Consider the following 18,998-nt stretch of genomic DNA (forward strand, 5'->3'; position numbering starts at 1 on the left):
TTTAGTTTATAAAGGTGTTTTATTCGGTGTTCCTGGCTTCCTTGGAAAAGTATGAGGAGTTTTTTTCTTTTTTGCAATAAAAACAAAGTGTCTTGTACTTTCCTCAAAAGGTAATATAAGACTTTCATTGCGGACAATTTCTCCTCCAAGGGTAGTAAATGCTTTTTTACTATCAGACAATTCGTTAACAACCTCTGGACCTTTCATCGCCAAAAATGCTCCACCTACTTTAGCTAAAGGCAAACAAAGTTCGGCTAACACCGGCATTCTCGCAACAGCCCTTGCCATAACTAGGTCATATTGCTCGCGGTGTTCTTTTTTCTTGGCGAAGCTCTCAGCGCGGTCATGAAACAGTGACACATTCGTTAAGCCTAACGTATTTACAAGGTGCTGTAAAAAAGAAATTCGTTTATTTAGCGAGTCTACAATTGTTACTTTAATATTAGGGAAGCAAATCTTGATCGGAATACTCGGAAAACCTGCCCCTGCTCCAACATCAACTAAATTTAAAGGCTTAGAAAAATCCTGGAAAAATGCTGCACTGATTGAATCATAAAAATGTTTTAAATAAACTCCCTCTTCATCTGTAATAGCTGTTAAGTTCATTTTGTTATTCCACTCTACTAACTCTTGGAAATAAAGATCAAATTGCTTCATTTGAGTTTCGTTAAGCGTAATCCCTTTTTCAGCTAAACGTAAATGAAATTCCGTTTTGTTCATTATATACCACTTTCTTTCGTTCTTTTTAATTTCCCCTGCTCTAAATATACTAATAAAATTGAAACATCCGCAGGATTTACCCCAGCAACCCTAGAAGCTTGCCCAACAGATAGTGGTCTTACTTCACTCAGCTTTTGCCTCGCTTCTGTTGCGAGCCCAGAAATAGCATGATAATCAAGATCTTCTGGAATTCTCTTATCATCCATTTTCTTCATTCGTTCTATTTGCTGATACTGCTTTTCAATATAGCCAGCATATTTGATTTGGATTTCCACCTGCTCAGCAACCTCGGCTGACACTTCTTCTTCGCTAGGAAATAGTCTTGCAATAAATCCATAAGTGATTTCTGGACGTTTCAATAAAACAGATGCTTTGTAACCATCTTGCAATGGTGAAGAACCAATTTCTGCTAACAGTGACTGCACTTCCTGTGTCGGTTTAACAGTAACTTGTTCAAGTCTTTCTATTTCACGTTGGATCTGTGCCTTTTTAGCGAGAAAACGTTGATAACGTTCTTCAGTAATTAACCCAATGTCATATCCAATTTCTGTAAGTCTCAAATCTGCATTATCGTGGCGTAAGACTAAACGGTGTTCAGCACGTGAAGTCAGAAGTCGGTATGGCTCGTTTGTGCCTTTTGTTACTAGATCATCTACTAGAACACCTATATATGCCTCTGATCGATCAAGAATAATTGGTTCTTTGCCTGAAGCTTTTAGTGCTGCATTGATACCTGCAAAGATCCCTTGCCCTGCAGCCTCCTCATAGCCCGATGTACCATTAATTTGACCTGCAGTAAACAAATTCTCGATGAGCTTTGTTTCTAATGTTGGCCATAGCTGCGTCGGAACGACTGCATCGTACTCAATCGCATAGCCAGGACGCATCATTTTCACATTTTCAAGGCCTTTTAATGTTTTTAACATTTCCAACTGCACTTCTTCAGGTAAACTAGTTGAAAATCCTTGAACATAAACTTCTAGCGTATCCTTACCTTCTGGTTCAAGGAAAATTTGATGTCTAGGCTTATCACTAAAGCGGACGATCTTATCTTCAATTGAAGGGCAATATCGCGGGCCTGTTCCTTCAATTACGCCTGAATACATCGGTGAACGATGCAGGTTGGCATTAATTATCTGATGCGTTTCATCTGTTGTATATGTTAACCAGCACGGTAACTGTTCAAGGACATTGAATTCCTTTGTTTCATAGGAAAATGCTCTTGGTTCGTCATCACCTGGTTGAATTTCCGTAACACTGTAATCAATCGTATCACCTTGTACTCGCGGCGGCGTTCCCGTTTTAAAGCGGACTAAGTTAAAACCATGATTTAAAAGGTCGTAGGCTAAGTTAACTGAAGGCTGTTGGTTGTTAGGTCCACTTTCATAAGCTAAGTCCCCCAAAATTACTTTTCCTCGTAAATAGGTGCCAGTAGTAATAATAACTGCTTTGGCCATGTACGTAGCACCCGTATTTGTAACTACTCCCCTACATACGCCATCCTCAACAATTAGTTTCTCTACCATACCCTGACGCAACAAAAGGTTATCCTGTTTTTCAATTGTCTTTTTCATCTCGTGTTGATATAAAAATTTGTCTGCCTGTGCACGCAATGCCCTGACTGCAGGCCCCTTTGCAGTGTTTAACATCCTCATCTGAATATGAGTCTTATCAATATTTCTTCCCATTTCACCGCCGAGTGCGTCTATTTCTCTCACTACAATCCCTTTTGCCGGACCTCCTATTGAAGGGTTACACGGCATATAGGCAACTGCATCTAAATTTAAGGTTAACATTAACGTATTGGCACCCATGCGTGCTGCAGCAAGTCCTGCTTCAACCCCTGCATGCCCTGCACCAACGACAATAACGTCAAACTCTCCAGCATGATATTCCATCCTTTTTCCTCCCAACCAGCTCAATTGTCAATTTTGAATTATGAATTGTCTTTCCTGTTGAACTTCGAAGCAATACTTTAGAATAATTCATAATTCATAATTCATAATTCATAATTCTTAATTACTTCCCTAAACAAAACTGTGAAAACAACTGATCAATGAGACTTTCTGAAACCGTGTCCCCAATAATCTCACCTAATAGCTCCCACGTTCTTGTAATATCAATTTGTACCATGTCTATAGGTACGTCCATTTCTAACGCCTGTAAGGCATCTTCAATTGTCCCTTTTGCTTGGTGTAATAAGGCAATATGCCTTGAATTAGAGACGTAAGTTAAGTCACCACTCTCTATATTTCCTTGGAAAAATAACGTTGCAATTGCTTCTTCTAGATCATCAATACCTTGGTCTTCTACTAAAGAAGTAGTTACTACTGGTCTAGATTTTGCTAATTGCTTAACCTTCTCTAGATCTATTTTTTGAGGAATATCCGTTTTATTAACAATAATAATAGCATCCATTCCTTCAATGATTTTAAACAAGTTCTCGTCTTCAACTGATAATTGCTCACCATAATTTAAAACAAGTAATACTAGTTCTGCTTCCTTTACTACTTTCCTTGAACGCTCTACACCAATTTTCTCGACGATATCTTCTGTTTCTCTTATTCCAGCTGTATCTAATAAACGTAGAGGAACACCCCTTACATTTACGTATTCCTCAATAACATCTCTCGTCGTTCCAGGAATGTCTGTCACAATGGCTTTCATTTCGTGGACCAAGCTGTTCAATAGTGAGGACTTCCCTACATTTGGTCTACCAATTATAACAGTAGATAAACCTTCACGAAGAATTTTTCCTTGTTGTGCTGTATTAAGGATTTTTTCTATTTCCCCCTTTACATACTGCGCTTTTTCACGAAGAAGATTGTTCGTCATCTCCTCAGCATCGTACTCTGGGTAGTCAATATTTACTTCTACATGAGCAACCGTCTCTAATAAAGCCTGCCGTAGCTTTTGAACCTTTTTTGATAACCTACCCTCAACCTGTCCAATCGCTACATTCATTGCTTTATCCGTTTTTGCACGAATTAAATCAATAACACCTTCAGCCTGCGATAAGTCAATCCGACCATTTAAGAAAGCACGCTTCGTAAATTCTCCTGGTTCTGCTAAGCGGACACCAGTGCGTAACACTTCTTGTAAAACCCTATTTACAGAAACTAACCCGCCATGACAGTTGATTTCAACTATATCCTCACGGGTAAACGTACGTGGAGCCTTTAACAGTGAAACCATAACCTCATCTATTACTTGGCCAGTTCCTTTTTCAGTTATGTAACCATAGTGGATCGTGTGGCTTTCTACCTCTAATAAGGTCTTTCTACCTTTATATATTTTATCTACTGCAGCAATAGCATCATCACCGCTAACTCTCACAATAGCAATTGCTCCCTCACCCATGGCCGTCGAGATCGCTGCAATCGTATCAAATTCCATCTTCTTCACCTCTTATAGAAAAGCTTGGAGCTAGACATCAGAATTTTATTTTTTGTCATTCATTATTTATAGATAGAACTTCAACTGTTCCTAACTATCAAGAATACCACAGTATCTCTTTAATAAAAAGATTTTCCAATTTCTCTATTTAACTATTGTCTCCGTTTTTCCTAGTTATCAACCATAAATCTATCCACAACTATGATTTTCTCACTATAAATTTGTAGGAATTATAGTTTTTCCACATGTGAATAACCTTTTTGAATTATGAATTGTCAATTTTTAATTTTGAATTGTTTTTAGTTTCGTTTTGGGGACAACTTCTTCCTCTTCAATTTCAAATTATTATTCACTACCATTACTTTGAGTATTTTTAATTACAAAAAAAGCCTACACTAATGTTTTCACACTAGCATAGGCTTTTAGTTTTATTTACTACGAAGCTTTTCTCTCAACCAATTCATAATTCAAAATTGACAATTACTTACCGGCTGGTGCAACAACAATTCTTCGATTTGGTTCAACACCTTCTGAATATGTTTTTACACCCTTAATTTCTTGCAGGGCAGTATGAATGATTTTTCTTTCTAACGCATTCATCGGCTCTAGTATTACTTCTTTTCTAGTTTTTAACGCTTTATGTCCGAGACGTTTTGCTAGCTGCTCTAATGATTCCTTGCGGCGATCACGGTAACTTTCGGCGTCTAGTACAATTCTCATATAACCTTCGGAGTATCGATTTGCAACAAGATTAACAAGATATTGAAGCGAATCAAGGGTTTGCCCACGTTTACCAATAAGCATTCCAATTCCTTCTCCACTTAAATTAAATGTAAAACCATCTTTTGTTTCAACTTGACTAATTTCAATTGAAACCCCCATATTTTTGGTTACTTCTTGAAGAAACTTTACTGCTTCCTCTGCTGCATCAGGTTGAATTTCGACTTCTACGACGGCTGGTTTACTGCCGATAATTCCCAAAAAACCTTTTTGAGGCTCTTCAAGAACTTGAAATGAAATTCGGTCTCTCGTTGTATTTAATTTGGCTATGGCAGATTGAACAGCTTCATCAACGGTTTTCCCTGAAACAGTTATCTTTTTCACTTTTTGGTTCCCCCTGTTTTAGCATCAGCTTTAGCACCGACATTTGGACCTGTAATAAAATACGTCTGAACAATCATAAAGACGTTACCCACTACCCAATATAACGCAAGTGCAGATGGGAAAAATGCAGCAAATGCAATGATCATTACAGGCATAATATACAATAATGCCTTCATTTGAGGGTTATCAGTAATCATCATCATTTTCTGTTGGATAAACGTTGTTGCTCCAGCTACAAGCGGAAGAATATAGTATGGATCCGCTGCTCCTAAATCAAACCATAAGAACGTATGGTATTTAATCTCTCCCGTACGAATGATTGCATGGTAAAATGCAAAAAGAATAGGCATTTGAATAAAAATTGGTAAACACCCTGCTAGAGGATTTACTTGATGTTCCTGGAATAGCTTCATTGTTTCTTGTTGTAGTTTTTGTTGTGTCTTTTGATCTTTTGCACTATATTTTTCTCTTAGCTTTGTCATTTCAGGTTGTAATGCTTGCATTGCCTTAGAGCTTTTTGTTTGCTTAATCATCAATGGCAAAATGACAATTCGAATTAAGATCGTTACAATAATAATTGATAATCCATAATTATCGTTAAAATATACGGCTACTTCTGTAATTAACCAAGAAAGCGGATAAACAAAATAATTTTCCCAAATACCAGATTTATTCTCGGCAGTAATTGGAACTTCAAGGTTTCCACACCCCACTGCTAGTAGAACAAAACCGAGTAGCATTGCTATTAATCCTAGTTTTTTCTTCACTACTACTTCCTCCCTGCACTCCAACGAATTTCTATAAATATAATCAGTCACAATTTGTTCCCTAACTTTAAAGATAACGCATAACCTAGTAATAATACAAGCCTAGTTAATGTTTATTATGACTGTTTTTAATTAATTCTTCTTTTTTCTCTGGAACTAAATCAATACCACCTGGATGAAACGGATGACATTTCATAATTCGTTTTATTGTTAGCCAACTCCCCTTCAGTGGACCAAAACGTTTGATTGCTTCTAACCCGTAGTGAGAGCATGTTGGGTAGAAGCGGCATGTTGGGGGTGTATATCTTGATATGTACCTTTGATAAAAAAGGATAATCCCAATTAAAGTCTTTTTTAAAAACTTCAAGATTACTCACCCTTCTTTTTAAATGCGTAGCCTCGATAAAACACATGGGTAATACTTTTTTTCATTTCATGAAAATCCAACTCTACAGAAGGAATCCTCGCTATAAGCAGGTAATCATATGATGGCTTAAGTTCTTTACTAATTTGGAAAACAGCTTCCCTCATTAAACGCTTTATACGATTTCTAGTAACTGCATTTCCAAGCTTTTTACTTACAGATACACCTAATCTCAAATGATTTTGGTCTTTTTTTTCAAGCATATATAATACAAATTGCTTGTTAGCAACGGATTTTCCTTCTTTAAAGATAAGAGAAATCTCTTCGTTCTTTTTAACTCGATGTTCCTTTTTCAACCCTTACACCTCATTAGAAGTAAGCAACTTTCGCTTCCCTTCCAAAAATTAAACGCTTTTTCAATGTTATCAAATAAGCCTAATAATATTCTTCATCTTATCAAAAAAGATCAATTATAAACCTCTATTATATAGAAAGTTATTTCTAAGTAGCGTATTCACAATTTTTATGTAGAGACTGGCAATAGATCTGCCAGCAATATTGCTCAGAAATTAGAAAAAAGACCACTGACAACAGTGGTCTATGCAGACAATACTTTTCTTCCTTTACGACGACGGCGCGCTAATACTTTACGGCCATTTGCAGTAGCCATTCTCGCACGGAAACCGTGTACTTTTTTACGCTTACGATTGTTTGGTTGGAAAGTTGGTTTTCCCATTTATTACACCTCCCTGAGGATATACTCGATATAAGACAGTCTTGTAAATTATAAGGACTATCTACCCCAATTGTCAAGTCTCTCTTAAAAAAATGTTATTTGTGGGATTTTGAGCCTGTCCCACACAACAAAGTACCTATCAATAATAAGCCTTATTACGAATGATGTAAAATGTAAATTTTTCTTCATTAATCTTCACCGAGAAAGTTACTCCTTCTATTCTAAGATATATAGTTGAGAAAATACTGTGTTACCTGAGCATTCACTTATTTAGATCTATATTTTTTCTTCCTCATTTTAAATTCAAAAAAATAATTCTATAGCTACATTTTTGCTTATGATTTTTTCTCTACATTTTACAACCAAGTATTTTTTTACGAGCTTGGGATCATATTATCCTCCAACACTCCCTACATTAACAGCCAAAATTCTACATTTTATTTTCCTTAAACAACATAACCACTTTTTAAGCAAAACGCCATGTGGATAACTTTTTTGACAATTTTTTCGCTTGTTCCTCACTTACTGACAAGTTTCACACAGTATCTTGTGTTGTGGACAACTCCAAAACACAAGGTGTAGATAGATGTGGATAAGTACGTTAAAACCATTGATTATCAATGTTTTTTCTGATATTATGGTTATGTTTTCACCCGTGGATATTTTTTAACTTTCAATAGTTATCCACATCCTGTGAGTAACATTGTGGACATTTCCTTTTTGCTGTTTATTGCTTGTCCACAAGTTTGTTTATAAGCTTGTTTTCTACACTATTCTACTATATTATATATATTTCCACATCATTTGTTAGTTAAATAATTATTCAACGTTATTCATCCGGGTTGTACATATGTTGTACAAGCTGTTTTTATTGGAATAAAACTGTTTTTATACAAGATTTTATAGTAAGGAGGGAGCATTTTTGCAAAATATAAGTGACTTATGGGATAAAGCACTCGAAGCAATGGAAGCTAAAGTTAGTAAGCCAAGTTTCGACACATGGTTAAAAGCTACAAAAGCTGAAATAATTCAAAACGATACAATAACCATCACTGCTCCTAATGAATTTGCAAGGGATTGGTTAGAAAACAGGTATATTAAATTTATTGCTGAGACACTACAGGATATTACCGGGGCCGAACTAAAAGTAAAGATCGTCATACCTCAAAATATTGAAGACGATGAAGATGAATTAGTAGAGAATGTCACGAAAATTCCTCAGAAAGTTGTAACAAACAATGATGAAATACCTAAGAACATGCTTAATCCAAAGTATACTTTTAACACTTTTGTTATCGGGGCTGGAAATCGTTTTGCACATGCTGCTTCTTTAGCAGTAGCTGAGGCTCCGGCTAAAGCCTATAATCCGCTATTTATTTATGGGGGCGTTGGATTAGGGAAGACTCACCTTATGCATGCAATTGGTCATTATGTAATTGAGCATAATCCGAATGCAAAGGTGGTTTATCTGTCTTCAGAAAAGTTTACAAATGAGTTTATTAACTCAATTCGTGACAATAAAGCTGTAAATTTTCGCAATAAATACAGAAATGTCGACGTTCTTTTAATTGATGATATTCAATTTCTGGCTGGAAAAGAACAAACCCAGGAGGAATTTTTTCATACATTTAATGCACTTCATGATGACAGTAAACAGATTGTCATTTCAAGTGATCGACCACCAAAAGAAATTCCAACACTTGAAGACCGACTCAGATCTCGTTTTGAATGGGGTTTAATTACTGATATTACTCCACCAGATTTAGAGACAAGGATTGCAATATTGAGAAAAAAGGCAAAAGCTGAAAACTTGGATATCCCTAATGAGGTAATGCTATATATTGCAAATCAAATTGATACAAATATTCGAGAGTTAGAAGGAGCACTTATCCGTGTTGTTGCTTATTCTTCACTAATTAATCAAGATATGAATGCCGATTTAGCCGCAGTTGCACTAAAAGATATTGTTCCTAATTCAAAACCAAAAGTTATCACAATTAGTGATATCCAACGCGTGGTTGGTGAACATTACAGTATTAAACTTGATGATTTTAAAGCAAAAAAACGAACAAAAAGTGTAGCATTTCCTAGACAAATCGCTATGTACTTATCTAGAGAGCTTACTGAGTTTTCTTTGCCGAAAATAGGTAGTGAATTTGGTGGCCGTGATCATACCACCGTCATTCATGCTCATGAAAAAATCTCAAAGCTGCTAACTAGTGATATTGATCTACAAAAACAGATTCAAGAAATTAAAGAACAACTAAAAATATAATGATGATGTGAAGGTTATTACCTAAAAGGAATTTAGCCTTCCAATTTTTTTTCGGAAATTTGTTGATAACTGTCTCTTACTTACTCACAAGTTATCAACATGTGGAAAACCTGATAGCTTTAAGGTATTTCAACTTATCAACAAATCCACAGGCCCTATTACTATTATTACTACTTTTTATTAAAAAAAATAATTAATATTACTAAATCTTACTCATAAATTTTTTTGCTTAAAAACAGGAGGTATATGATGCAATTTGTCATTAATCGAGATTATTTTGTTCAAAGTGTTCAGCATGTTTCAAAAGCAATCTCATCTAGAACTACGATCCCAATCTTAACTGGAATTAAAATTGTCGCTGACCATGAAGGAGTTACATTAACTGGAAGTGATTCTGATATTTCTATCGAGTGTTTTATACCAAAAGAAGAAAATGACCAGCAGCTAGTTGATATTGTTCAGGAAGGAAGTATTGTCCTTCAAGCAAAGTTCTTTACAGAAATTGTAAAAAAGTTACCTAGTGATAAAATTGAGGTAGTTGTGCAAGATCAGTTTGCAACAACGCTACGATCCGGTTCGTCAGTATTTAATTTAAATGGTCTTGATCCTGAGGAATATCCTCGTTTACCTCAAATTGAAGAAGATAATCTATTCCAGGTTCAAAATGACTTAATGAAGAATATTATTCGACAAACAGTATTCGCTGTGTCCACTGCAGAAACACGCCCTATCTTGACAGGTGTAAACTGGCAAGTTGAAAATAAGCAGTTGATCTGTACTGCAACAGATAGTCATCGATTAGCAATGCGAAAAGCAGCAATTGAAACTAACATTGATGAGTTAAATTTCACTAATGTTGTCATACCTGGAAAAAGCTTGAATGAATTAAATAAAATTATTGACGATAATAACGAATTACTTGATATTGTCGTTACTGAAAATCAGGTTTTATTTAAATCTAAGAATTTATTGTTCTTTTCAAGACTTCTTGATGGGAATTATCCTGCAACTAAAAATATGATTCCTGATCACTCTAAAACAGATATTATTTTAGAGACGAAAGGCTTCTTACAAGCAATTGAAAGAGCACTTCTACTCTCTCGCGATGGAAAAAATAATGTTGTGAACTTTAAAACATTAGAGGACGGCATTGTAGAGATTACATCGGTCACGCCAGAAATTGGCCGCGTTACAGAAAAGATTGACACAAAAGATTTAAGTGGTGAGGAACTGCGTATCTCGTTTAATGGCAAAAATATTATTGATGCTTTAAAAATTGTAGATAGCACTGAAGTTAAAATTTCTTTCACAGGTGCCATGAGTCCATTCTTGGTAAGGCCTGTTGAAAGTGATAATGCCCTACACCTGTTTTCTCCAGTACGAACTTATTAGAGCAAACAAACTATAATCGCTACGGTGAAAAATGCTACCTTAGAAATTTAGTGAGGTAGCTTTTTTACTATTCTTGATCATATTGAATTGTGTTACTTCCTTCGTTTTAGTACAATGTAAGTTAAGGGGAAAAATAAGGACGCAGAAAGTTTTTCCGATACTTTACGATAAGAAATACCAAAGATGGAAAGAAGGTTAACAATGGAAACAAATGTAACAATTTCTTCGGAGTTTATTACATTAGGGCAATTATTGAAAGAAGTAGGAATTATTGATACAGGTGGTATGGCTAAGTGGTTTTTGAGCGAGCATGAAGTTTATTTAAATAGTGAGCTTGAAAACCGAAGAGGCAAAAAGCTTTACAATGGAGATGTTATTACAATCCCGTCTCATGGCACTTTTCACATTTTAACCACAAACTAGATTGAAGAAAAGCTGTTAGTAAGCCTTGCTTCCCTAAGAAGTTATGTATCGGTAAAGGGGGTCTTGTGCCTAGCTAAAGTGGGGGAAAGACTTGTATATTAATAATCTTATTTTAACTAATTATCGAAATTATCAAAAACAGCAAGTGAGCTTTGATAATAATGTTAATGTCATTTTAGGTGAAAATGCTCAAGGGAAAACCAATATCATGGAATCAATCTATGTTCTTGGTTTAGCAAAATCACACCGTACTACCCGGGATAAGGAACTCATTTATTGGGACGAAGAATATGCTAAAATAGAAGGTAGTGTCCAAAAACGAACCAGTTCCCTTTCCCTAGAAGTAATTATTTCAACTAAGGGGAAGAAAGTAAAACTAAATAGACTAGAGCAACGAAAACTGAGTGAATATATCGGCGCGTTAAATATTGTCATGTTTGCACCTGAGGATCTAAATCTCGTAAAAGGAAGCCCTCAGGTGCGGCGTCGTTTTATAGATATGGAATTGGGGCAAATCAACCCAGTTTATTTATATAATTTATCACTTTTTCAAAAAATCCTTCAGCAAAGAAATCACCTATTGAAAGAATTACAAAGGAAAAAAGCAGATAATGGTTTACTAGACATATTAACTTTTCAACTCATAGAACAAGCAGCAAAAGTGATGCTGAAACGCTATGAGTTTATTGAGATGCTAGAACGCTGGGCAAAACCGATTCATTATGATATTAGTAGAGGTTTAGAAAATCTCGTAATAGAATATAAACCTTCCATCAAGGTATCAGAACCTAAAGAATTGTCGAAAATAGAAGAAGCACTGGAAGAAAATTTTACCAAGATGAAATTAAAAGAAATTGAACGAGGGACATCACTAATTGGTCCGCATCGTGATGATCTATTATTTCACGTTAATGATCGCGACGTTCAGACTTACGGTTCTCAGGGACAACAAAGAACAACAGCTCTCTCAGTTAAGATGGCTGAATTAGAGCTAATTTATGACAAAATTGGTGAATATCCCATTCTTTTACTTGATGATGTGTTATCAGAATTGGATGACTACCGTCAATCACATTTGTTAAATACAATTCAAGGAAAAGTTCAAACGTTTGTTACAACCACTAGCGTAGATGGCATCGACCATCAAACCCTAAAAGAAGCTTCGACGTATTTGGTACAAAAAGGGAGTATCGAAAAATTGAAATGAGGTGGCTAAATGTTTATTCATTTAGGTGGTGACACTGTAATTCGTTCGAAAGATGTTATTGCCATTTTAGATCGCCAAGTAGAAACGTCGGAAACTACTGGAGAATTTCTAGATTATAACGGCCAACAAAACAAAGTAGAAGAAATAGCAAAGGATATGACAAAGTCAATTGTGATTACCACAGACAAAGTCTATTTATCCCCTATTTCATCTTCGACCCTAAAACGTAGGGCTTTATTTGTTTCAGATATAGATGAAATTTAATTGTGGACTATAAATTATGAATGTTGAATTATAACAGGTTGAGTGCAAAGCAAGACTGAACTAAATGTAAATTCACCATTCAAAAATTAAGAAGCGTGGGTGAAGGAATTGACAATTGATCAACAATCTCAAAGTTACGATGAAAGTCAGATTCAGGTCCTTGAGGGATTAGAGGCGGTTCGAAAACGTCCTGGAATGTACATTGGCTCTACAAGCAGCCGTGGACTTCATCACTTAGTATGGGAAATTGTAGATAATAGTATAGATGAAGCACTAGCAGGACATTGTGATACGATCTCAGTGACAATTGAAGAAGATAATAGTATTACTGTTGTCGATAACGGGCGCGGGATTCCAGTAGGAATCCATGAAAAAATGGGACGACCAGCAGTCGAAGTAATTATGACAGTCTTGCATGCAGGTGGTAAGTTTGGCGGCGGAGGTTATAAAGTTTCAGGCGGACTACATGGTGTAGGTGCTTCTGTTGTTAATGCACTATCTAGCAAATTAGAAGTTGAAGTGCATCGCGAAGGGAAAGTCTATCATCAAGAATATCAAAGAGGTGTGCCGCAAGCTGATTTAACGGTAATTGGTGAAACGGATCTCCGCGGAACCACTGTACGTTTTAAGCCGGATACTGAAATTTTCACAGAAACAACAGTGTATGAATTCGATATTTTAGCTACACGTATTCGAGAACTAGCATTCTTAAATCGTGGTTTAAAAATCATCATTGAGGACAAACGTGAAAACGGAAAGCGTAAAGAATTTCACTATGAAGGTGGAATTGCTTCTTTTGTAGAGCATTTAAACCGTACTCGTGAAGCACTTCATGAGCCACCAATCTTTATCGAAGCTGAAAAAGATGGATTACAGGTAGAAGTAGCTGTTCAATACAATGATAGTTATACAAGCAACATTTATTCTTTTGCTAATAACATTAATACCCATGAAGGTGGGACGCACGAATCTGGCTTTAAAACAGGTCTTACTCGTGTCATTAACGATTATGCTAGAAAGCATAACCTATTCAAAGATAACGATGCTAATCTTTCAGGAGATGACGTTCGTGAGGGATTAACAGCGATCATTTCTGTAAAAATACCAGAACCTCAGTTTGAAGGACAAACAAAAACAAAGCTAGGAAATAGTGAAGCACGTACAATTACGGACTCGGTATTTAGTGAAGCCTTTGCTAAGTTCCTAGGTGAAAACCCTTCTGTAGCTAAAAAGATTGTTGAAAAAGGCGTTATGGCAGCAAGGGCAAGGGAAGCAGCTAAGAAAGCTAGGGAATTAACTAGACGTAAAAGTGCTTTGGAAGTAAGTTCCCTTCCTGGTAAGCTTGCAGACTGTTCATCAAAAGATGCTACTATTAGTGAACTTTATATCGTAGAGGGTGACTCAGCAGGAGGATCAGCAAAACAAGGGCGTGACCGTCATTTCCAAGCAATTCTACCTTTACGTGGAAAAATTATTAACGTGGAAAAAGCACGATTAGATAAAATTCTATCCAACACTGAAATTCGTGCGATTATTACTGCACTCGGAACTGGTATTGGTGACGAATTTGATATTTCTAAGGCGCGCTACCATAAAACGATCATTATGACTGATGCTGACGTTGACGGTGCTCATATTCGTACCCTATTACTCACGTTCTTCTACCGTTATATGAAACCGATTATTGAGCATGGCTATATTTATATAGCTCAACCGCCATTGTATAAAGTCCAACAGGGGAAACGGATTGAGTATGCCTATAATGATAAAGAGTTAAATGAAATCTTTGCGCAAATGGCGGAAAACCCTAAGCCTGGCGTTCAACGCTACAAAGGTCTTGGAGAAATGAATCCTACTCAGTTATGGGATACAACAATGGATCCAGGAACTCGAACTCTTCTCCAGGTAACATTAGAAGATGCGATGAAGGCTGATGAGACGTTTGAAACATTAATGGGTGACAAAGTAGAACCGCGTCGTGAATTTATTCAGGAAAATGCTATCTACGTGAAAAATTTAGATATATAAAGAAATGCAAAATGTAAAATGTAGAATGTAAAGTTGTTTATAATTTTATATTCTACAATGTTTACTCTATCCAGTGAGAAAACACCTTGTAAATTTAGAGTTAGGGATTTATTTGATAGCTTAAGGCTACAATCGTCAATTCTACACTCTAAGTTCTGCATTTTACATTGAAGTTTGTTGGATATAGGGAATTGGAGGTAAGGCTAGATGTCTGAACAATCTAGAGTTAAAGAAATAAACATTAGTCAGGAAATGAAAACATCGTTTATGGATTATGCAATGAGCGTAATTGTCAGTCGCGCTCTTCCTGATGTACGAGATGGATTAAAACCTGTGCATCGCCGAATTTTATTTGCGATGAATGAATTAGGGATGACGTCTGACAAAGCATATAAAAAATCTGCTCGTATTGTTGGTGAAGTAATCGGAAAATATCATCCGCACGGTGATTCTGCTGTTTATGAAACAATGGTTAGGATGGCTCAGGATTTTAGTTATCGTTATATGCTTGTAGATGGACATGGTAATTTCGGTTCTGTTGATGGTGATGCAGCAGCAGCGATGCGTTACACAGAAGCGAGAATGTCGAAAATCTCAATGGAATTAGTTCGTGATATTAATAAAGACACTATCGACTTTCAAGATAACTATGATGGATCTGAACGAGAGCCAAAAGTATTACCAGCTCGCTTTCCCAACCTTTTAGTAAATGGATCATCAGGGATTGCGGTTGGGATGGCAACTAATATTCCACCACATCAATTAGGTGAAGTGATTGATGGTGTATTAGCCGTCAGTCGTAATCCAGAAATAACGTTACCTGAATTAATGGAAGTAATTCCAGGGCCTGATTTCCCTACGGGAGCTGAAATCGTTGGAATATCAGGTATTCGCCGTGCCTACCAAACTGGTAGAGGTTCGATTGTTTTAAGAGCTAAAGCACACATTGAAGAGATGAACGGTGGAAAACAACGAATTATCGTATCTGAAATTCCTTACCAAGTGAACAAAGCAAAGCTAATTGAAAAAATTGCTGAATTAGTTCGCGAGAAGAGAATAGATGGTATTACTGATCTTCGTGATGAATCGGACCGTAACGGTATGAGGATTGTGGTTGAATTACGTCGTGATGTCAATGCCAATGTCCTTTTGAATAACTTATATAAACAAACTGCTATGCAAACGAGTTTTGGAATAAACCTTTTAGCTCTTGTTGATGGTCAACCAAAGGTACTTAATTTAAAAGAGTGCTTAGAGTATTACTTAGCACACCAAAAGGTAGTTATTAAACGTCGTACAGCTTTTGAATTGCGAAAAGCAGAGGCTCGTGCTCATATTTTAGAAGGTTTAAGAGTAGCCCTTGATCATTTGGATGCGGTTATTGCTTTAATTAGAGCATCACAAACAACTGATATTGCAAGAAATGGCTTAATGGAACAGTTTTCACTTAGTTACGAGCAGGCCCAAGCTATTCTAGATATGCGTTTGCAGCGTTTAACTGGATTAGAGAGAGACAAGATAGAAAATGAGTATGCAGAGCTTGTGAAGCGTATTGCAGAACTAAAAGCTATCTTGGCTGACGAAGAACTAGTATTAGAAATTATACGTGAAGAGTTATTAGAGGTTAAAGAAAGATTTAATGATGAGAGAAAAACAATCATCTCCATTGACGAAGACAGCTTCGAGGATGAGGATTTAATTCCTAGAACAAATATTGTTATTACTCTAACTCATAACGGTTATATCAAACGTCTACCAATTACAACCTACCGTAGTCAAAAACGTGGTGGCCGAGGTATTCAGGGAATGGGAACCAACGATGATGATTTTGTGGAACAACTTTTTACCACTTGCACCCATCACACGATCCTATTCTTTACGAATAAAGGTAAGGTATACCGCCTAAAAGGCTATGAGATCCCTGAGCTAGGCAGAACAGCTAAAGGGATACCAATTATCAATCTATTACAGATTGAACCTGGTGAGTTTATTAGTACAATCATTCCAATTGAGGAATTCAATGATAATTACTTAATTTTTATGACCAAACATGGGATTACCAAGCGTACAGAGTTAAGCTCATTTGCCAATATCCGTAAAGGTGGCCTATTTGCTATTAACTTACGAGATGATGATGAACTCCATGGTGTTCGTCTGACAGATGGAAATCAAGAAATAATTGTTGGAACAAAAAAAGGTATGGCAATCCGCTTCCATGAAAATGATGTTCGTTTAATGGGAAGAACTGCGGGCGGTGTAAGAGGTATCTTTTTATCCGATGAGGACCAAGTTGTGGGTATGGATATTATTAAGGAAGGCTGCGATGTCCTTACTGTAACTGAAAAAGGTTACGGAAAGAAAACTCCTATTGAAGAATATCGTATCCAAAACCGAGGTGGTAAAGGAATTCGAACATGTAATATTACTGATAAAAACGGTAGTGCTATATCGTTACGTGTAGTATCAGATGACGATGATCTTATGATTATTACTGTTAGTGGCGTCATTATCAGACTTCATGTTCGAGGTATTTCAACAACAGGTAGAAGTACACAAGGGGTCCGTTTGATTAGAATTGGCGAGGGTGAAGGTGTAGCAACTGTAGCCAAAGTTGATGCTAGTGAAGATGATGCTGAATTAGAACAAATTGAAGAATTAGAAACTATCGATAGTCAAGAAGCAATTGAAGAGTTAGAAACTATTGATAATTCACAAGTAATTGAAGAAATAAACATTGAAGAAGATAGTGAAGAGTAACTATTTAAAAGACTTACCACAATATTTTGTTGGTAAGTCTTTTTTTGCATAAATAACTACTTTGATTATGATATAATGGAATATAAACAAAGTTTTGGTTTTGGGGGAAAATATTAATGAGGGTCAAACCAAATCAACTAGAGAATGGCTGTATACTATCAAGTGATGTATTTTGTAATTCCAACCAAACATTAATGCGTAAAAAAACAATACTAACAGAAGAATACATAAATGTATTACAAGTGTTTTTGATAGATGCTGTTGATGTAGAGGTCATGCTTGCTAATGGGATGCCATTTAAACCTAAAGAAGTAATTGAAATGGAAGATGACGTAGTTAGTAAAGACGATAAAGATAATACTTCATTTATGGACCTATATATTAAAGCTGTCCAAACATACAAGAAACTATTTCAGAGTTGGCAAGCTGGTTCAAAAGTTGATATTATGACAATTCGTAAGACACTTCTCCCGTTGTTAGAAAAGTTAAATGACAATCCTGACGAACTTATTCAAATTCACCACTATGCAACTAAGAACGATTATATATTTCATCATTCCGTTTCAGTTGGGGTCTTAGCCGCCTACTTAGGTAGAAAATTGAATTTCTCAAAGGCAGAGGAAATTCAATTAGGTATTGCTGGTATGATGTCTGATAGTGGAATGGCTAAAATTCCTTATAGCATTTTAGATAAGCGTGGAGTACTAACCAGTCTTGAATTTGAAGAGATAAAAAGGCATCCTTTGTACAGTTACCAGATGCTAAAGGATATTCCTGGAGTAACAGATGCTGTGCTTCTAGCAATTTTACAACACCACGAGCGAGAAGATGGTAGCGGGTATCCAATGGCATATTCAACTAAAAAACTACATAAGTTTAGCAGGACAATTGCAGTAGTTGATGTGTTCCATGCAATGACTTCAGAAAGATATTATAAGCAGAAGCAATCACCTTACCGAGTAATTGAATTAATTATGAGAGATGACTTTGGTAAGTTTGATATTAAAATTGTTCAAACATTAGCAAGTTTAATAGCTAATTTCTCTATTGGAACAAAAGTTAGGTTAAATAATGATGATATTGGAGAAGTTGTTTTTATTGAACCGCATTCTCCAATAAGGCCTATGATAAAAATCGACCAAAGTGGTGAATTTGTAAAATTAACCACTCGAAGTGATCTATATATTGAAGAAATACTTAAAGCGTAAACCCTACTACTAGGGTTTATTTTTTATATAAAACTATTGTATTATAGTAATTGATATGGTATAGTATCATTTACAGTCAAATAAACTTATTGAGCAACAAAAAAAGATTTGACATGTAGAAGTTACTTGTGTTATATTTATAAAGTTGCTTTACTAAACAACACACTTCGAAAAAAGACGTTGACAAGATAAAGTTATAATGATATAATGAAATTCTTGTTGTAAAAAACATTGTTCTTTGAAAACTGAACACACAGCCAAGCGAATTAAAGAGATAGTAAATATCTCGTCAATGAATTATTATTTTTGAGCTATATCAAACACTTTTATGGAGAGTTTGATCCTGGCTCAGGACGA

Annotated in this window: 16 protein-coding genes; 8 read left to right on the top strand and 8 right to left on the bottom strand. The window is 35.9% G+C overall.

Features of this window, described 5'->3' with window-relative positions:
• Positions 1-6: 6 nt before the first annotated feature.
• The 8 genes from rsmG to rpmH form a co-directional block, all read right to left on the bottom strand.
• Complete coding sequence (gene rsmG, locus DS745_RS05875; protein WP_129077348.1) at positions 7-720, bottom strand: 16S rRNA (guanine(527)-N(7))-methyltransferase RsmG; 714 nt, start codon at positions 718-720, stop codon at positions 7-9.
• Positions 720-2,618 carry a tRNA uridine-5-carboxymethylaminomethyl(34) synthesis enzyme MnmG gene (gene mnmG / locus DS745_RS05880; RefSeq protein ID WP_129077349.1) on the bottom strand — a complete coding sequence of 633 codons (1,899 nt, stop codon included), beginning with the start codon at positions 2,616-2,618 and terminating at the stop codon, positions 720-722. Before mnmG ends, rsmG begins: the two co-directional genes overlap by 1 nt.
• 121 nt (positions 2,619-2,739) lie before the next feature.
• Positions 2,740-4,116: a tRNA uridine-5-carboxymethylaminomethyl(34) synthesis GTPase MnmE gene (mnmE, locus tag DS745_RS05885; protein ID WP_129077350.1), complete on the bottom strand. Its 1,377-nt coding sequence runs from the start codon at positions 4,114-4,116 to the stop codon at positions 2,740-2,742.
• Positions 4,117-4,596: 480 nt separating this feature from the next.
• Entirely contained in the window at positions 4,597-5,220 is a 624-nt protein-coding gene (gene jag, locus DS745_RS05890) for an RNA-binding cell elongation regulator Jag/EloR (protein WP_129077351.1), read from the bottom strand.
• Positions 5,217-5,987 carry a YidC family membrane integrase SpoIIIJ gene (gene spoIIIJ, locus DS745_RS05895; protein WP_129077352.1) on the bottom strand — a complete coding sequence of 257 codons (771 nt, stop codon included), beginning with the start codon at positions 5,985-5,987 and terminating at the stop codon, positions 5,217-5,219. Before spoIIIJ ends, jag begins: the two co-directional genes overlap by 4 nt.
• A gap of 106 nt (positions 5,988-6,093) precedes the next feature.
• Positions 6,094-6,354, bottom strand: coding sequence for a membrane protein insertion efficiency factor YidD (gene yidD, locus DS745_RS05900; protein WP_129077353.1), 261 nt, complete (start codon positions 6,352-6,354; stop codon positions 6,094-6,096).
• 2 nt (positions 6,355-6,356) lie between these two features.
• Positions 6,357-6,707 (bottom strand): ribonuclease P protein component, encoded by a 351-nt coding sequence (gene rnpA, locus DS745_RS05905; RefSeq protein ID WP_129077354.1) that lies wholly within the window; start codon positions 6,705-6,707, stop codon positions 6,357-6,359.
• Positions 6,708-6,949: 242 nt separating this feature from the next.
• Positions 6,950-7,087 carry a 50S ribosomal protein L34 gene (rpmH, locus tag DS745_RS05910; protein WP_071315349.1) on the bottom strand — a complete coding sequence of 46 codons (138 nt, stop codon included), beginning with the start codon at positions 7,085-7,087 and terminating at the stop codon, positions 6,950-6,952.
• Between the two features lie 922 nt (positions 7,088-8,009).
• On the opposite strand from rpmH, the gene dnaA reads away from it, so the two are divergent.
• From dnaA to DS745_RS05950, 8 genes are all read left to right on the top strand, one after another.
• On the top strand, positions 8,010-9,362 hold the full coding sequence (gene dnaA, locus DS745_RS05915; protein ID WP_129077355.1) for a chromosomal replication initiator protein DnaA: 1,353 nt from the start codon (positions 8,010-8,012) through the stop codon (positions 9,360-9,362).
• A gap of 249 nt (positions 9,363-9,611) precedes the next feature.
• Positions 9,612-10,754, top strand: coding sequence for a DNA polymerase III subunit beta (gene dnaN / locus DS745_RS05920; RefSeq protein WP_129077356.1), 1,143 nt, complete (start codon positions 9,612-9,614; stop codon positions 10,752-10,754).
• A gap of 201 nt (positions 10,755-10,955) precedes the next feature.
• Positions 10,956-11,177, top strand: a complete 222-nt coding sequence (gene yaaA / locus DS745_RS05925; protein ID WP_129077357.1) for a S4 domain-containing protein YaaA — start codon at positions 10,956-10,958, stop codon at positions 11,175-11,177.
• 91 nt (positions 11,178-11,268) lie between these two features.
• Positions 11,269-12,384: a DNA replication/repair protein RecF gene (gene recF, locus DS745_RS05930; RefSeq protein WP_129077358.1), complete on the top strand. Its 1,116-nt coding sequence runs from the start codon at positions 11,269-11,271 to the stop codon at positions 12,382-12,384.
• Between the two features lie 9 nt (positions 12,385-12,393).
• Positions 12,394-12,648, top strand: a complete 255-nt coding sequence (remB, locus tag DS745_RS05935) for an extracellular matrix regulator RemB (protein ID WP_129077359.1) — start codon at positions 12,394-12,396, stop codon at positions 12,646-12,648.
• 114 nt (positions 12,649-12,762) lie between these two features.
• Positions 12,763-14,676, top strand: a complete 1,914-nt coding sequence (gene gyrB, locus DS745_RS05940; protein WP_129077370.1) for a DNA topoisomerase (ATP-hydrolyzing) subunit B — start codon at positions 12,763-12,765, stop codon at positions 14,674-14,676.
• A gap of 207 nt (positions 14,677-14,883) precedes the next feature.
• Entirely contained in the window at positions 14,884-17,433 is a 2,550-nt protein-coding gene (gyrA, locus tag DS745_RS05945) for a DNA gyrase subunit A (protein WP_129077360.1), read from the top strand.
• A 116-nt stretch (positions 17,434-17,549) separates the two neighbouring features.
• Positions 17,550-18,641, top strand: coding sequence for an HD-GYP domain-containing protein (locus DS745_RS05950; RefSeq protein ID WP_129077361.1), 1,092 nt, complete (start codon positions 17,550-17,552; stop codon positions 18,639-18,641).
• Positions 18,642-18,998 lie beyond the last annotated feature (357 nt).

Source organism: Anaerobacillus alkaliphilus (assembly GCF_004116265.1).
GTDB classification, from domain to species: Bacteria; Bacillota; Bacilli; order Bacillales; family Anaerobacillaceae; genus Anaerobacillus; species Anaerobacillus alkaliphilus.

Coding starts and splice junctions, on each gene's coding strand:
- rsmG (WP_129077348.1), bottom strand. CDS start 720: ATGAACAAAACGGAATTTCATTTACGTTTAGCTGAAAAAGGGATTACG.
- mnmG (WP_129077349.1), bottom strand. CDS start 2,618: ATGGAATATCATGCTGGAGAGTTTGACGTTATTGTCGTTGGTGCAGGG.
- mnmE (WP_129077350.1), bottom strand. CDS start 4,116: ATGGAATTTGATACGATTGCAGCGATCTCGACGGCCATGGGTGAGGGA.
- rpmH (WP_071315349.1), bottom strand. CDS start 7,087: ATGGGAAAACCAACTTTCCAACCAAACAATCGTAAGCGTAAAAAAGTA.
- dnaN (WP_129077356.1), top strand. CDS start 9,612: ATGCAATTTGTCATTAATCGAGATTATTTTGTTCAAAGTGTTCAGCAT.
- yaaA (WP_129077357.1), top strand. CDS start 10,956: ATGGAAACAAATGTAACAATTTCTTCGGAGTTTATTACATTAGGGCAA.
- remB (WP_129077359.1), top strand. CDS start 12,394: ATGTTTATTCATTTAGGTGGTGACACTGTAATTCGTTCGAAAGATGTT.
- gyrA (WP_129077360.1), top strand. CDS start 14,884: ATGTCTGAACAATCTAGAGTTAAAGAAATAAACATTAGTCAGGAAATG.
- DS745_RS05950 (WP_129077361.1), top strand. CDS start 17,550: ATGAGGGTCAAACCAAATCAACTAGAGAATGGCTGTATACTATCAAGT.